The sequence below is a fragment of the Streptomyces sp. NPDC046203 genome (assembly GCF_040646255.1).
GTDB lineage: Bacteria > Actinomycetota > Actinomycetes > Streptomycetales > Streptomycetaceae > Streptomyces.
In genome coordinates this window covers 1-15,589 of sequence record NZ_JBEYZX010000019.1, presented here as the reverse complement: position 1 = coordinate 15,589, position 15,589 = coordinate 1, and the positions used below count along the sequence as shown (strand labels likewise).

The window sequence follows — 15,589 nt, the reverse complement described above, 5'->3', positions numbered from 1 at the left end:
CCGCCGGCCGCCCGGGACTGCCCCGGGACGGCCGGGACACCGGGAAGTGCCCGAACCCGGCCTAGTGTTCCGGCTGTCCGGTGGCGTCCGGCCAAGCCCGCCCCCGGTACCGATCCCCGCCCCGCTCCGCACGGAAAGCAGGTTCGTCATGTTCAAGAAGCCCGCCTCACGGGTCGTCGCCGCTGTCTCCGCGGCCGCCGCCCTGTCCGTCCTCGCCTTCTCCGGCACGGCACAGGCCCGGGTCGGCGCCCCGTACATCGGATACGGCCAGACGAACAACCCGAACGGCGTGTGGTGCGTGCAGCACCAGCTGAACTTCCTCTTCGCCAACAACTGGAACTGGCGCCCCGGCGTGACCCCGCACCGCCAGATCTCCGAGGACAGCAAGTTCGGGCCCGAGACGGACGAGGCGATCCGCTTCTTCCAGAAGGCGTACTTCCCCTGGCAGGTCGACGGCATCGTCGGCCCGGAGTCCGGCTACGCCCTCCTGTGGGACGGCGACCCGGTCTACGGCTACGACGAGAAGGTCACCAAGGCCGGTTACTGCAACACGTACATCCCCAGCATCGTCTGAGTCCGGAACCGGGACGCCCACCGCTGCCCGCGCATGCCCCGGGCGCCGGGGCCGATCCGGAACTGATCCGGGTCCGATCCGGGACTGATCCGGGACTGATCCGATAGACGGGAAGGCCCCCGGCCGCCGCGCTCATGCGGGGCCGGGGGCCTTCCCGGTGCCGGGAGCCCCCTGTCCGACGAGGGTGGTCTCGCGGCCGCCGCGTTCCCCGACGATTCGTACAGCGACCGTGACCGCGCGCCGCTCGTCCCGTCCCGGCGCGCCGGCCGGAGCCCGCACCGGGGCGGGACGAGCGCACGGGTCCGTCAGCCGTCAGGACCCGAGGATCTCCGCCAGGAACTCGCCCGTCCACGCCAGGAGTTCGCGGCCCACGACCGGCTTGCCGCCGATCTTGCCGGCCGTCGGGCGCGGGACCAGGATCTGGTGGACGGCCGGCTTCATGACCGTACGCGGGTACAGGCGCTTCAGGCGCAGCTCCTGCGACTCGCGCAACTCCACCGGCGCGAAGCGGATGTTCGGGCCCTGGAGCACGATCTCGCCGACGCCGCAGGCGCGGGCCAGCATCCGCAGGCCGGCGACGAGCAGGAGGTTCTCGACGGGCTCAGGCAACTTGCCGTAGCGGTCGGTCAGTTCCTCCCGTACCGCCTTGACGTCCTCCTCCGAGTTCGCCGAGGCGATCGCCCGGTACGCCGCCAGGCGCAGCCGCTCGCCCGGCGCGTAGTCGTGCGGGACGTGCGCGTCGACCGGCAGCTCGATCTTCACCTCCAGCGGCGGCTCCTCCTCCACGCCGCCCTCCAGGGACGCCCGGTAGTCGGCCACGGCCTCGCCGACCATCCGTACGTACAGATCGAAGCCGACCCCCGCGATGTGGCCGGACTGCTCGCCGCCGAGCAGATTGCCCGCGCCGCGGATCTCCAGGTCCTTCATGGCCACGTACATGCCCGCGCCCATCTCGGTGTGCTGGGCGATCGTCGCCAGCCGCTCGTGCGCGGTCTCCGTCAGCGGCTTCTCCGGCGGGTAAAGGAAGTAGGCGTAGCCGCGCTCCCGGCTCCGGCCGACCCGGCCGCGCAGCTGGTGCAGCTGCGACAGACCGAAGTTGTCGCCGCGCTCCACGATCAGCGTGTTGGCGTTCGAGATGTCGATGCCGGACTCCACGATCGTGGTCGACACCAGCACGTCGAACTTCTTCTCCCAGAAGTCCACCACGACCTGTTCCAGGGCCTGTTCGGACATCTGGCCGTGCGCCGTCGCGATCCGCGCCTCCGGCACGATCTCGCGCAGCCGGGCGGCGGCCCGGTCGATCGACTCGACCCGGTTGTGGATGTAGAAGACCTGCCCCTCGCGCAGCAGTTCACGGCGGACGGCCGCGCCGATCTGCTTCTCCTCGTACGGGCCGACGAAGGTCAGGACCGGGTGCCGCTCCTCCGGCGGCGTGGTGATGGTCGACATCTCGCGGATGCCGGTGACCGCCATCTCCAGCGTACGGGGGATGGGGGTCGCGGACATGGTGAGGACGTCGACGTTGGCACGCAGCTTCTTCAGCTGCTCCTTGTGCTCGACACCGAACCGCTGCTCCTCGTCCACGATGACCAGGCCCAGGTCCTTGAACTTCGTCTCGGAGGAGAAGAGACGGTGGGTGCCGATGACGACGTCCACCGATCCCTCGCGCAGCCCCTCCAGCGTCGCCTTCGCCTCCGTATCCGTCTGGAAACGCGACAACGCCCGCACATTCACCGGGAATTGGGAGTAGCGCTCGGAGAACGTGCCGAAGTGCTGCTGCACCAGCAGCGTGGTGGGCACGAGGACCGCGACCTGCTTGCCGTCCTGCACCGCCTTGAACGCCGCCCGTACCGCGATCTCCGTCTTGCCGTAACCGACGTCGCCACAGATCAGCCGGTCCATCGGGATCGACTTCTCCATGTCCTCCTTGACCTCGGCGATCGTCGACAGCTGGTCCGGCGTCTCCGCGTACGGGAACGCGTCCTCCAGCTCCCGCTGCCACGGCGTGTCCGCACCGAACGCGTGCCCCGGAGCCGCCATCCGCGCGCTGTACAGCTTGATCAGATCGGCGGCGATCTCCTTGACCGCCTTCTTCGCGCGTGCCTTCGTCTTCGTCCAGTCCGCGCCGCCCAGCCGGTGCAGCGTCGGCGCCTCGCCACCCACGTACTTGGTGACCTGCTCCAGCTGGTCCGTCGGGATGTACAGCCGGTCGCCGGGCTGGCCGCGCTTCGCGGGGGCGTACTCCACCAGAAGGTACTCGCGCGTCGCGCCCTGCACCGTACGCTGCACCATCTCGATGTAGCGGCCCACACCGTGCTGCTCGTGGACGATGTAGTCGCCCGCCTCCAGCGTCAGCGGATCGATCGTCTTCCGCCGCTTCGCCGGCATCCGCCGGCCGTCCTTGCCCGCCGCCTTCTGACCGGTCAGGTCGGTCTCCGTGAGGACCGCGAGCCGCAGCGCCGGATCCACGAAGCCGTAGTCGATCGACCCGCACGAGACATGGACGACGGAGGGCGACAGCGCGGCGGCACCCGGCAGATCCGGATCCAGCCGGGCCGGGACCCCCTCGCCCGACAGCACCTCGGCCGTACGGGACGCCGGGCCGTGCGCCTCCGTCACGTACACCGTGCGCCAGCCGTCCGCCAGCCAGCCCTTCGTGTCCGCGAGGGCGCGGGCGGTGTCCCCGCGATACGCCTCCGGGGCACGCATGCCGAGCTTGAGCGTGTCGGCACCCCCGTTCGCCGACGGATCGTCCGCCGCGAACGGCGACACCGACCACCACATCATCCCCAACTCGCGTGCCCGGTCCCGGACATCCGCGATCCCCCACAGCGACGCCGCGCCCACGTCGATCGGCGCCTCGCCGCCACCCGCCGTCGCCGCCCACGACGCCGCCAGGAACTCCTGGCTCGTCGCGACGAGATCGGCGGCACGGGTACGGACCCGCTCCGGGTCGCAGACCACCGCCATCGCCCCGGCGGGCAGCACGTCGAGCAGCAGCTCCATGTCGTCCACGAGGACCGGAGCCAGCGACTCCATACCGTCGACCGCGATCCCCTCGGCGATCTTGCCGAGGAGTTCACCCAGCTCAGGGTGCTGCTCGGCGAGCGCCGCCGCCCGCTCCCGCACCTCGTCCGTCAGCAGCAGCTCACGGCACGGCGGCGCCCACAGACCGTGCTCCGCCACCTCCAGCGACCGCTGGTCCGCCACCTTGAAGTAGCGGATCTCCTCGACGTCGTCGCCCCAGAACTCGATCCGGAGCGGATGCTCCTCCGTCGGCGGGAACACATCCAGGATCCCGCCGCGGACCGCGAACTCGCCCCGCTTCTCCACCAGTTCGACCCGCGAGTACGCGGCGGCCGCGAGACCCGCGACGATCTGCTCCAGATCCGCCCGCTGCCCCGTGCGCAGCGCCACCGGCTCCAGATCGCCCAGACCCTTCACCTGCGGCTGCAACACCGAACGCACCGGCGCGACGACCACACTCACCCGGCCCGCCGCCGGATCGTCCGGCGACGGATGCGCCAGCCGGCGCAACACCGCGAGCCGGCGGCCCACCGTGTCCGAACGCGGCGACAACCGCTCGTGCGGCAACGTCTCCCACGACGGGTAGTCCACCACCGTCTCCGGATCCAGCAGCGTGCGCAGCGCCGCCGCCAGATCCTCCGCCTCCCGGGTCGTCGCCGTCACCGCGAGCACCGTGCGCGCGGCGTCACGGGCCAGCGCCGCGACGGCGAAGGGGCGGGCGGCGGGCGGGCCGACGAGATCCACGTGGGGACGGTTGCCGTCGCGGGCGGCGTCGACCGCCTCGGCGAGGGCAGGGTCGTGGACGACGAGGTCAAGCAGACCGTGCAGGCTCATGGGGGTTTCCATCCCGGCAAGTGGGCAACGCGGAACGCCCGACACGTGGGACGGGGCGGGGGTTCCAGCGTACGACGCGGCGTGGGGCGGGGCGCTGCGGTTGGGGGGTGGGCGTGGTGGTTGTGGGGGTGGGCGTTTGCGGGTGGGTGCGGGCGTTGGGGGCGGCGTGGGGAGGGTGCGCGGGCGTTGGGGGTGGGGCGGGGGGCGTGGTGGGTGGGTGCGCGGGGGCCGGTCCGGGGGTCGTGTTCTGCACTGCATGATTTACGGCGCGGTCGCCTCCGTAGTGCGTAAAGCGTTCTTTTTCCGCGCCACAAATCACGCTTTACGTTTCGAACACGACCCCCTTCCCGTCCCCCGCTCCCGTCCGTCGCGCCCCACCCCCACGCCCGCTGGGTGGGGTAGGTGGGGGCGCCTCACGTCCGTGGGTGGGAGGGGAGGTGGGTGGGGGTGAGCGTGGTGGGGCCGGCTCTGGTTGAAAGGGGAGGAAAGAGAGGGGAAGAGGCGGGGATGGGGGGGAAGGGGCGGAGATGAGGGCTCGGGTGGGGGTGGCTCTGGTTGAGGGAAAGTGGATGGTTCCGCTGGTGGGGTGGGGGAAATGAGTGAGGGGCGACCGCGCTGGTCGCGCGGTCGCCCCTCACCCATTTGGGTCTGGTCAGTCTGTGGCGATGGCCGTGAGGACGTTCAGGCGGCCCGCGCGGAAGGCCGGGACCAGGGCGGCGAGGAGGCCGACCAGGGCCGAGCCCACGAAGACGGCGACGATCGTCGGCCAGGGGATGTCGAGGACGCGCAGGCCCTCCAGGGCGAGGAGCTTCTGGGCCGCGACGCCCCAGCCCATGCCCAGGCCGAGGCCCAGGAGGGCGCCGAAGAGGGCGATGACGACGGATTCCAGGCGGATCATGCGGCGCAGCTGGCGGCGGGAGAGGCCGATGGCGCGCATGAGGCCGATTTCGCGGGTGCGTTCGACGACCGACAGGGCGAGAGTGTTCACGACGCCGAGGACGGCGACGATGATCGCGAGGGCGAGGAGCCCGTACACGATGTTGAGCAGCTGCCCGACCTGGTCCTGGAGGATCTTCTTGTAGTCGGCCTGGTTGGCGACCTGGTACTGGGGATACGGCTTGAGGGCCTTCTTCAGGTCCTTGTACGCCGCGTCCGTCCGGCCGTCCTTCGCCGCGGCGAAGAGGACCAGGCTGGGCATCTGCTCGGCGGACACGAACTTCTCCGCCGTCTCGATGCTGGTGTACATCGCGCCCTTGTCGATGTTGTTGCTGTCGGACGTGACGGCCGCGATCCGCAGCTTCGTCCGCTTGCCGTCCGGGAAGACGACGGTGAGCGTGTCGCCGACCGTGACGTGGTGCTCGGCCGCGTACGTGCTGCCGACGGACATGGCGCCCTGCCCGTACGCCTCGGACAGCTTGCCCGCCGTGGTGTCGCGGCGCAGGTCGGTCGCGTACGTCGGGTCGGCGGCCACGATGCCGTTCTTCTCCGCCTTGCCCTTCGGATCGATGACCGTGGCCGCGACCGCCTTGTAGCGGGTGACGTGGTCGAGCCCGGAGACCTTCGCCACGGCCGCCTCGGCCTGCGGCACGACCGGCTGGCCGTTGGTGGTCTGGATGATGAAGTCCGTACCGACGGTCCGGTCCAGCTCCTCGGTGGCCGAGGCCACCATCGACGAGCCGACCACCGACAGGCAGGCGACCAGCGCCAGGCCGATCATCAGGGCCGCGCCGGTGGCGCCGGTGCGGCGCGGGTTGCGCAGGGCGTTGCGTTCGGCCATCCGGCCGATCGGGCCGAAGACCCGCAGGACGACCGCGCCGAGGACGCGGACCACCCCGCCCGCGAGGAGCGGGCCGACGACGATGAAGCCGAGGAGGGACAGGACCACACCGAGACCGAGGAGCCCCGAGCCCGGGCCGGCCTCCTCGGCGCGGGACGCGAGCCACAGCAGGCCCCCGCCGGCGGCGGTCAGGAGCAGGCCGAGGACGGCGCGGACCCGGCCGGCCTTGGCGTCGGCGGGAGTGCCGGCGTCGCGCAGGGCGGCCATCGGGGAGACCTTCGCGGCCCGGCGGGCCGGGACGAAGGCGGCGAGGAGGGTGACGACGATGCCGAGGGTGAGGCCGATGACCGGGGTCGTCCAGCGGACGGTGAGATCGCCGGTCGACAGATCCATGCCGACGGCGGACATGATCTTCATCAGGCCGACGGCGAGACCGACACCCGACGCGACACCGGCGACCGAGCCGACCACGCCGAGCAGCAGCGCCTCGACGAGCACGGAACGGTTGATCTGGCGGCGGCTGGAGCCGATGGCCCGCATCAGGCCGATCTCGCGGGTCCGCTGGGCCACCAGCATCGAGAACGTGTTGACGATGAGGAAGATGCCGACGAGGAACGCGATCCCGGCGAAGCCGAGCAGCGCGTACTTCATGACGTCGAGGAAGGAACTCATGCTCTCGCGGCTCGCGTCGGCGGACTCGGCGGCCGTCTGGAGGCGGTAGCCGGAGCCGACCTTCTCGGCGATCCGCTTCTTCAGCACGTCGTCGCTCACGCCGGGCGCGGATTCGGCGGTGATGTGAGTGAACACACCTTCCTTGCCGAGGAGTTCACGCTGTGCGGTGGCGAGGTCGTACCAGACGACGGCGGCACCGGGGTTGGTGACCTTGAAGGCGGCGATGCCGGAGATCTTCGCGGTGAAGTCGCCGGTGACGGCGATGGCGCGCAGCTCGTCACCGATCTTCAGGTGATGCTTCTCGGCGGTGGTCTCGTCCACGACCACATCGCCCCGCCCGCGCGGCTCGTGGCCGGAGGCTATCTCGAACGAACGCAGGTCGCGCGACGACCAGTTGCCCGCGATGGTGGGCGCACCGGAGGTCGGGCCGACGTTCTCGCCCTTGGAGTCGACGAGGGTCACGGCCGCCGAGCTGACGACGCCCTCGACGTTACGGGCGCCCTCGGCGGCCCGCACCTTTTCGACGAGCGACGCGGGCAGCGTGTCGGGGCGGCCGGTGAGCCGGCTCGCGTCGTCGTCCTTCGACTTCCCCGGCTGGACGGTGACATCGTCGGCGATGGAGGCGAAGAGCTTGTCGAACGTGGTGTTCATGGTGTCGCTGAACACCAGCGTGCCCGACACGAACGCCACGGAGAGGAGGACGGCGACGGCGGACAGCGCCATGCGGCCCTTGTGCGCGAGGAAGTTGCGCAGCGAGGTCTTGAGCACGGTCACGACGTCCGCCCGCGCGCGTCGAAGTCCTTCATCCGGTCGAGCACCTGGTCGGCGGTCGGCGCGTACATCTCGTCCACGATCCGGCCGTCGGCGAGGTAGAGGACGCGGTCCGCGTACGAGGCGGCCACCGGGTCGTGGGTCACCATGACGATCGTCTGGCCGAGCGAGTCGACGGACTGACGCAGGAAGCCCAACACCTCCGCCCCGGCACGCGAGTCGAGATTTCCGGTCGGCTCGTCACCGAAAATGATCTCGGGGCGGGCGGCGAGCGCCCGGGCGACCGCCACCCGCTGCTGCTGGCCGCCGGACAGCTGGTTGGGCCGGTGCTTCAGCCGCTCCGTCAGACCGACCGTCTCCACCACCTGCCGCAGCCACTCCGCATCCGGCTTGCGGCCCGCGATGTCCATGGGGAGCGTGATGTTCTCCAGGGCGTTGAGCGTGGGCAGCAGATTGAACGCCTGGAAGATGAACCCGATCCGGTCCCGCCGGAGTTGGGTGAGCTTCTTGTCCTTCAGACCGGTGATCTCGGTCTCGTCCAGGAAGATCTGACCGCCGCTGACCGTGTCCAGACCCGCGAGGCAGTGCATGAGCGTGGACTTGCCGGAACCCGAGGGCCCCATGATGGCGGTGAAGCGGCCCCGGGCGATGTCCACGTCGACATGGTCGAGCGCGACCACCCGGGTCTCCCCCGAGCCGTACGCCTTCACGACCTGACGCGCCCGCGCGGCGACGGCCGTACTCTCTCCGCTTCCCCCGAGCCTGGGGATGGTCACAGCCGAAGTCACGGTCGTTCTCCTTGGTGGTGGTGTCTCGGTCGGTGGTCTTGGTCGGCGGTCTTGGTCGCGGCTTTTGACGGAGCGTCAAGACGGCGTGTGCGGCGCGGGATGCGATGCGCTGACCACGTAAGAACAAGCTAAGGAGGGTGACCGGCCTCCCTCGTCCTCCGGCGGGACGAACGGCCCCTGGCCTTACTGGGGGAGCCACCCCTAGGGGTTCCTCAGCCCCTGGTACCGGTGAGAGGCTGCCCCTGCCCCTTTCGATGTACGAAGCACCGACCGGTGGTTCTACGGGCGGGGGTTCGGGGCGGAAGGGGCGGCTGAGGATGTCCGGGGCGAGCACACCGGGACCGGGACCAGGGCCAGGGCCAGGGCCAGGACCAGGACCGGAACCTGCGATACGGCGTACGGGGCCCGGTGGTGGCGGAGGCGCCGCCGGCGACACGCGGCGCGGGCCCGTCGTCGCCGCCCTGATGCTGGGCATGGCGCTCGCCGCCCTCGACGGCACCGTCGTCTCCACCGCCGTCCCCCAGATCGTCGGCGACCTCGGCGGACTGTCCGTCTTCTCCTGGCTGTTCTCCGGCTATCTGCTCGCCGTGACCGTCACCCTGCCGGTGTACGGGAAACTCAGCGACACCTTCGGCCGCAAACCCGTACTCGTCACCGGAATCGTCCTGTTCCTCGCCGGCTCCGTCCTGTGCGCGTCCGCCTGGGACATGGGCTCGCTCATCGCCTTCCGCGTCGTCCAGGGCCTCGGCGGCGGCGCCCTCCAGGGCACGGTCCAGACGATCGCCGCCGACCTCTACCCGCTGAAGGAACGCCCCAGGATCCAGGCCCGGCTCTCCACCGTGTGGGCCACCTCCGCCGTCGCCGGACCGGCGGCCGGCGGGCTCCTCGCCGGATACGCGGACTGGCGCTGGATCTTCCTCGTCAACCTGCCGGTGGGCGGGGCCGCGCTCTGGCTGATCGTCCGATATCTGGTCGAACCAGGACGGATGGGGGCGAGGGAAGAGGTGGGGGCGGCAACCCTGAGAGGGGCCGCCGAACCCCTAAGGGTCGGGGGACGCGGAGAGGTCGAGGGGGAGGCCGAGGAGGAGGGGTCGGGAGCGGATCTCGGGCCGGGGGAGGGCAAGCTCGCAGGTGAGAAGCGGGGGCGAGGGCGTGGTCGCGGTCGCGGTCGGGGTGAGATCCGTCAGGGCCGGGCGCGGGTCTCCGTCGACTGGGCCGGGGCCCTCGGCGTCTTCGCCTCCGGAACCCTCCTCCTGACCGCCCTCGTCCAGGGCGGAGTCGCCTGGCCCTGGCTGTCCGTACCGTCCCTCGGCCTGTTCGGCGGGGCCGCCGTCCTCACCGCCGTGACCGTCGTCATCGAACGACGTGCCACCGCCCCCATCATCCCCGGCTGGGTCTGGCGCCGCCGCACCATCGCCGCCGTCAACCTCGCCCTCGGCGCGCTCGGGCTCCTCATGGTCGCCCCGACCGTCTTCCTCCCCACGTACGCCCAGGCCGTCCTCGGCCTCGGACCGATCGCGGCCGGCTTCGTCCTGTCCGTGATGACCCTGAGCTGGCCGGTCAGCGCCGCTCTGTCCAACCGCGTCTACAACCGCATCGGCTTCCGCCGGACCGCCCTCCTCGGCATGACCCTGGCCCTGCTCGTCCTGCTCGCCTTCCCGCTTCTTCCGTTCCCCGGCGAACCCTGGCAGCCCGCCCTGCTCATGCTGCTGCTCGGCGGCGCGCTCGGACTCTTCCAACTGCCGCTGCTCGTCGGCGTCCAGTCGACCGTCCCGTACGAGGAACGCGGTACCACCACCGCGTCCGTCCTCTTCGTCCGCCAGATCGGCCAGAGCATCGGCGCCGCCCTCTTCGGGGCCATCGCCAACGGCGTACTGACCGCGCGGACCGGCGGCGCCGACCTCGACGGCCTCCTCCACTCCCTGAAGACCCCCGGCGCCCTCACCGCCCCGGCCGCCGACCACCTCCGGCGCGCGGTCGCCGCCGCCGTCGACTACGTCTACCTGGGCGCGGCGGGCGCCGCCGCCCTCGCCCTCCTGGTCCTCCTCACCCTCGCCCCACGCCGCTTCCCCGTCCTGAAGGAGCACGAGGAACAGGGAGAGAAGGAGGAAGAAGAGGGAACTTCCGGGGACGTGCGGGTTCAGGAAGGGCCCGGGACCGTCCGGTAGAAGGGCAGGGGAGAGCGCGCGCCGGGCGGGGAGGCCGGCCGGCGCACAGTCCTCCAGGGGTCAGGCCAGGGCTACTCGGGCGCCGCCAGGGTGCGCAGGACGTCGAATTCGTTGCCCTCGGGGTCCGCCATGACCACCCAGCTCCGGCCCGGGCCCTGTCCCACGTCCACCGTGGTGGCGCCGAGGGCGAGCAGCCGCTCCACCTCCTCGTCCGTGCCACGGTCGATCGGGCTGACATCGAGGTGGAGCCGGTTCTTCGCCGTCTTGCCCTCGGGCACCCGGATGAACACCAGAGTCGGCGGCATCTGCCGGGCCCGGACCGCCTCGACGGTCGGCACCCAGGAACCGATCTCGACCTTGTCCTCGCCCCGGTCGATCACCTCGAAGTCCAGGACCGCGCACCAGAAGGCCGCGAGGCGCTCCGGATCGTGGCAGTCGACGGTCAGTTCGGTGAAGCGGCTGGTCATGAATCCCCCGGATCGCGTGAACGGGCCCTCACCCTAGGCCGTGATCGGCGATCGCCGCTCGCCTTTTGCCGCCGCCTACGCGGGGTCGCCGACCTCGAAGGAGCCCGCGTTCGGGTCCGGGTCCGCGTTCGGGCCGGGGCCAGGGTTCAGGCCCGGACCGGACTCGAAACTCGCGGCGAGGCGGCGGGCCACCGTGACCGGCCCGACGACCGTGAGCGGGATCCGCAGCGCCTCGCAGAGCCGGCGGGTCCGGGACAGCGCACCCAGGCTGGCGGGCGACGGATCGAACGTGGGGAGCTGGACCCTGACCCGCCGGGGACGGTGGACATGGACCAGGAGCTCGGTCTCCAGGGCCGCCACGGGCCGACCGGTGACGTCGAGATCATGCGGGAGCGACACGTGCAGGACGCCGTCCTCGAAGGAGTGGCGGATGAGCATGGCGATCGGTCTCCTTCCTCCGCTCGGCAAGGGCGCGGACCACCGCGCGCGAGAAACGGCGGGGGCACGGCCCATGCGATGGCGGGCGGATCTCCGGGCTCCGGCACGTACCGCCGAACAGCCCAAGGGCCGTCCGGGGGAACCTCACCGGGCTCGTACGGCCTCAGGCTAGGCAACCGCCCGTACTGATCGCACCCCGCTCCGGCCCGCCCCCGCCCCGCCCGCCGGGCCGCGTACGGCCCCACACGGCGGGCGCGCGGGGCCCGACAGCGTTGCGCCACTGGAGTGATGACGGCGGGCGGCGGGGAGACCGGCCTCCGGCGGTCACCACCCGGGCCGGTCGAAACAGATGTCACGGCCCCGGCCCCGAACCCGACCCCGGCCTCGCCCCCCGGCGAAGATCCGCCGGAGGACCTGGGGGTTCCGGCGGGGGAAAGGATGGCGAGGCGACGGAGCGATGTCCCAGCGGAGCTGTTCCGGCAGGTCGGCAACGCGGCCAGGTCCCGTGCCAAGCGCCCCGGCTCCGGGCCCGGCCCTGGGCCGTGTCCGCGATGCCCTTCCTCCCAAGGCTTCGCCCGGGAGGTGCCCCCGGCGCGCCCCCCCGTGGCCCTTCGGGCACGGGAAGCGCCCCCACCACGTACGTCCCGGGGCGACCCTCCGTCTTGCGATCGCTGCTCGGCATCCGACGGAAGAACCAAAACCCCGACACGGCCCGCCCTCCGGGCAGGCAGACGGCACTACCTCGCGGACACGGCCTGCCTAAGCGCCGTCGATGCCAGTGTCGCGGTGCATCGCGGCCTCCTCGGCCGGGGCCGTACCGTCGTCCGTCCCCACGTCCACGGCGCTGACGCCGTCGTCGGACCGCCAGGCCAGCCGTCCCGCCCGGCGGGCACCGGACTCCTCGTCCAGCGGTTCGCCCTCGCCGCCCGGCAGGTCGCCCAGGCCGTCCCCGAGCCAGGCGTCGCCCGGGTCGTCGGGGCGCTCCTCGGCGAGCCGGTCGTCGAGGGACGCGCGCTCGCGCTGCTCGCGGGCGGTCGTCCCGTGGCGGGCGACCCCGCGCGGCCGCTCCGGCGGGGAGTAGCCGGGTTCGGCCAGGTCCTCGGTCGGGTCGGTGTCGAGCGCGTTGCCGGGGTCGTACGGGCCGCTGGGCCGGTTCGCGCTGTCCGAGCCGGCCGGCTGGTAGACGTCGTCCCCGAATGTGTCCGCAGAGGGGGTGTTCTCGCTCATCTCCCCGTTCCTCTCGTGTCCGCGCGTGTGCCGCACCCACCCCCCGCCGCCCACGCGAGTACCCACGGAACGGGCCCGCAGACATTCCCCCGCCGGATTACTCCTCGACCGCGCGCTCGGGACGCCCGGTCTCCGCCGCGCCCCCGGCCTCCGTGGCCTCCGCCGCGTCCCCGTCCTTCGCCCCGTCCTTCGCCGTGTCCTTCGCGCGGCGGCCCGGGCGGCCGCCCGTGAGGGCCGCCAGCGAGGCGCGGATGTGCTCCATGTGGGAGCGGATCTCCTCGCGCTCCTCCTCGTCCTCGCGCAGCACCCGGTCCGTCGTCCGCTCGACGCGCTCCTCCTCAACGCGCGCGGCGGCGAGGATCTCCGCTCCCCGCGCCTCCGCGTCCTCCTGCCCGTGGCGGGCGGCCTCCTCGGTCCTGGCGAGGGCGCGGCGGGCCTCCTCCAGGCGTTCCTCGGCGCGCGCGATCATCTCCTCGTGCCGGGCCCGCTGCGCGGCGAGGGCGGCCGTCTCCGCGCGGTCGGCCTCCTCCTCCGCCACCCGCTGCCGCTCGGCCTGGTCGGCGAGGAGCGCCTCGGCCTCGCGTTCGGTGGTCTCGTAGGCCTGCCGGGCCGCGGCGCGCTGCTCGCGGGCGTCACGGCGGGCCTCCTCGCCCAGCGCGTCGGCCCGCTCACCTGCTGTCTTCAGGGTCTCGCGGGCCGCCTCGTCGGCACCCGTACGGACCTCCTCGGCGTAGGTGGCGGCCGTGTCCGCCAGCTCCGCGACGGCCGCCTCCGTCGTCTCCGCGAGCGTCTGCGCCTCGGCCTCCGCGGCCCGTACCAACGCCTCGTCCTCGGCCTCCGCGTCCGCCAGGATGCGGCGCGCGCGCTCGCTCAGGGAGTCGTAACGCTGCGGAGGCAGCGTCGCGGCGAGCTCGCGCAGCCGGGCCGCCTCCGTCTCCATCTCCTTGGCCAGGACGGTCAGCCGCGCGGCCCGTTCCCAGGCGGCGTCGCGCTCCGCGGAGATGTCCGCCAGCCGACGGTCGACCTGCTCCGGACGGTAACCACGCCCGCGACCCACGGAGAAAAACATCGACGCCCCTTCGACTGCTTTTGCCATCAAAAATCAAGGATGCGCCATGCAAACGAACAAAAGGCGCCCAATGTGATCACACATCGAGCGCCTTTTGTCACACCAGCTGAATCTTCACACGAATGCCCGCGCGGAACGGAACCCCGCGCGGGCCGTGCGGCCTACAGCAGGCCGTCCCACATCTGTTCGAGCAGGACCGACCACCAGTTCTCCGGCGACGACAGCGCCGCCGGGTCCAGCATCGCCAGCTGCGCCTGGAAGTCGACCGTCCAGCGGCCCGCCTGCTCCGGGTTCAGCCCGAACCGCAGCCGCCACATCCGCCCCAGCAGCGCCAGACAGCGCACGAACTCCGGCACCCCGGTGTTCACGAACTGCGGCGGCGCCGACTGCCCGCCCGGACCCGGCTCCACCGGCACGGCCACGATGTTCGCCGTCCCGTACTGCACACAGATCGCCCGGCCGAAGTCCGACCCCAGCACCAGATACGAACCCGCGTCCGACGCCGGCTGGATCTGCCGCTGCTGCGCCAGCTCCGCGAGCGTCGGCACCACCGGCATCGGCGGCTGCGCCCAGAAGAACGGACCGAAGTCGGCCGGCAGCCCCGCCCACACGAGCGTCACCGCCACCAGCTCCGGCACCCCCTGCCGGGACACCGCACGCTGGTCGAAGCGCAGGATGCCCGGGCCGAACGCCCCGGCCAGCTCCTGCGCCACCCCGTCCGGCGGCAGCGGCGGCGCGGGCTGCACCTGCGGCAGCGGCGCCCGCACCGGCGCGGGGCGCGCCGGACCGTCCGCGACCTGATGCAACTCACCCTGGTGAGTGAGGAGTTGATGCATGCCCTGGCGACGGCCCGCGTGCTCACGGCCGTACGGCGCGATGTTGGTGATACGCGCCTGCGGCCACGTCTCCCGGATCATCCGCGCGCAGTAACCGCCCGGCAGCTCGCACGACTCCAACTCCGTGTGGAGTTCGAGCACTTGCTGCGGCGGCACGTTCATCGCCCGCAGCTCGTGCAGCATCTGCCACTCCGGGTGCGGGGTGCCCGGCGCGGAGCGGCGGATGAGCTGCTGCTCCGAACCGTCGGGCGCGCGGTAGCGCAGCACGGCCTGATAGCCCGGGCCGACGGTCGGCTGACCGGTCGGCTGCGGGTAGCCGTACGCACCACCGGGGCCCCCGGCGGACCCGGGCGCGGGCACGGGTCCCGGCGGCGGGGGCGGTCCGGCCGGGCCACCGGGACCACCCGGGCCGGGCTGCGCCAGCATCGTCGCCGCGTGCGCGACACCACCGGGCGGGGTGCCGGGGACACCCGGCGGCGGGGGCGGGGGCGGGGTGTTGCCGCCCTGGCTGGGCTGACCGGGCTGCCCCGGACCCATCTGCCCGGGCTGCGCCAGCATCGTCGCCGCATGCGCGACACCGCCCGGAGGCGTGCCGGGGACACCCGGCGGCGGAGGCGGGGGCGGGGTGTTGCCACCCTGGCTGGGCTGACCGGGCTGCCCCGGACCCATCTGGCCCGGACCCATCTGGCCCGGGTGCGCCAGCATCGTCGCGGCGTACGCGACACCACCGGGCGGGGTGCCGGGCACACCGGGAGGACCGGGCGGGGTCGGCGCACCGGGCGGGCCCGGGGGCCGCGAGCCGTCGGGGCTGTGCGGGGTCACCGGCTGCGTCGGCGAGTAACGGCCGGGCGGCGGCGTCGCCTTGCTCGTCGCGGCGTCGGCCGGTCCGGCGTCCAGTCGGCGCCGTGCTTGACCTTCTTGAACACTGAAACCCGGTCCGG

General features: G+C 72.4%; 10 protein-coding genes. 2 read left to right on the top strand and 8 right to left on the bottom strand.

Annotated elements, in window-relative coordinates; translation table 11 throughout:
* Positions 1 to 148: 148 nt before the first annotated feature.
* Positions 149 to 574 (top strand): peptidoglycan-binding protein, encoded by a 426-nt coding sequence (locus ABZ990_RS16455; RefSeq protein ID WP_361231369.1) that lies wholly within the window; start codon positions 149 to 151, stop codon positions 572 to 574.
* Positions 575 to 886: 312 nt separating this feature from the next.
* On the opposite strand, the gene mfd is transcribed toward ABZ990_RS16455, so the two are convergent.
* The 3 genes from mfd to ABZ990_RS16440 all read right to left on the bottom strand — a co-directional run bounded on the left by mfd (position 887) and on the right by ABZ990_RS16440 (position 8,443).
* On the bottom strand, positions 887 to 4,435 hold the full coding sequence (gene mfd, locus ABZ990_RS16450; protein ID WP_361231367.1) for a transcription-repair coupling factor: 3,549 nt from the start codon (positions 4,433 to 4,435) through the stop codon (positions 887 to 889).
* Positions 4,436 to 5,087: 652 nt separating this feature from the next.
* The gene (locus ABZ990_RS16445) at positions 5,088 to 7,658 is read right to left on the bottom strand and encodes an FtsX-like permease family protein (RefSeq protein WP_361231365.1); all 2,571 of its coding nucleotides are present in this window, start codon (positions 7,656 to 7,658) and stop codon (positions 5,088 to 5,090) included.
* Positions 7,655 to 8,443: an ABC transporter ATP-binding protein gene (locus ABZ990_RS16440; RefSeq protein ID WP_361231363.1), complete on the bottom strand. Its 789-nt coding sequence runs from the start codon at positions 8,441 to 8,443 to the stop codon at positions 7,655 to 7,657. The genes ABZ990_RS16445 and ABZ990_RS16440 overlap by 4 nt, the downstream gene beginning before the upstream one ends.
* Before the next feature lie 464 nt (positions 8,444 to 8,907).
* On the opposite strand from ABZ990_RS16440, the gene ABZ990_RS16435 reads away from it, so the two are divergent.
* Complete coding sequence (locus tag ABZ990_RS16435) at positions 8,908 to 10,611, top strand: MFS transporter (protein WP_361231361.1); 1,704 nt, start codon at positions 8,908 to 8,910, stop codon at positions 10,609 to 10,611.
* Between the two features lie 71 nt (positions 10,612 to 10,682).
* Here ABZ990_RS16435 and ABZ990_RS16430 read toward each other — a convergent pair whose 3' ends face one another.
* The 5 genes from ABZ990_RS16430 to ABZ990_RS16410 all read right to left on the bottom strand — a co-directional run.
* Positions 10,683 to 11,078, bottom strand: a complete 396-nt coding sequence (locus ABZ990_RS16430; RefSeq protein WP_361231359.1) for a VOC family protein — start codon at positions 11,076 to 11,078, stop codon at positions 10,683 to 10,685.
* 75 nt (positions 11,079 to 11,153) lie between these two features.
* Entirely contained in the window at positions 11,154 to 11,516 is a 363-nt protein-coding gene (locus tag ABZ990_RS16425) for a hypothetical protein (RefSeq protein WP_361231357.1), read from the bottom strand.
* A gap of 759 nt (positions 11,517 to 12,275) precedes the next feature.
* Positions 12,276 to 12,743, bottom strand: a complete 468-nt coding sequence (locus tag ABZ990_RS16420) for a DUF5709 domain-containing protein (RefSeq protein WP_361231355.1) — start codon at positions 12,741 to 12,743, stop codon at positions 12,276 to 12,278.
* A gap of 97 nt (positions 12,744 to 12,840) precedes the next feature.
* On the bottom strand, positions 12,841 to 13,800 hold the full coding sequence (locus tag ABZ990_RS16415) for a cellulose-binding protein (RefSeq protein ID WP_361231353.1): 960 nt from the start codon (positions 13,798 to 13,800) through the stop codon (positions 12,841 to 12,843).
* A 173-nt stretch (positions 13,801 to 13,973) separates the two neighbouring features.
* Positions 13,974 to 15,589 (bottom strand): SUKH-4 family immunity protein (locus ABZ990_RS16410; RefSeq protein ID WP_361231351.1); only part of this gene is annotated, 1,616 nt, incomplete at its 5' end.

Coding starts and splice junctions, on each gene's coding strand:
- ABZ990_RS16430 (WP_361231359.1), bottom strand. CDS start 11,078: ATGACCAGCCGCTTCACCGAACTGACCGTCGACTGCCACGATCCGGAG.
- ABZ990_RS16455 (WP_361231369.1), top strand. CDS start 149: ATGTTCAAGAAGCCCGCCTCACGGGTCGTCGCCGCTGTCTCCGCGGCC.
- ABZ990_RS16435 (WP_361231361.1), top strand. CDS start 8,908: ATGCTGGGCATGGCGCTCGCCGCCCTCGACGGCACCGTCGTCTCCACC.
- ABZ990_RS16420 (WP_361231355.1), bottom strand. CDS start 12,743: ATGAGCGAGAACACCCCCTCTGCGGACACATTCGGGGACGACGTCTAC.
- mfd (WP_361231367.1), bottom strand. CDS start 4,435: ATGAGCCTGCACGGTCTGCTTGACCTCGTCGTCCACGACCCTGCCCTC.
- ABZ990_RS16425 (WP_361231357.1), bottom strand. CDS start 11,516: ATGCTCATCCGCCACTCCTTCGAGGACGGCGTCCTGCACGTGTCGCTC.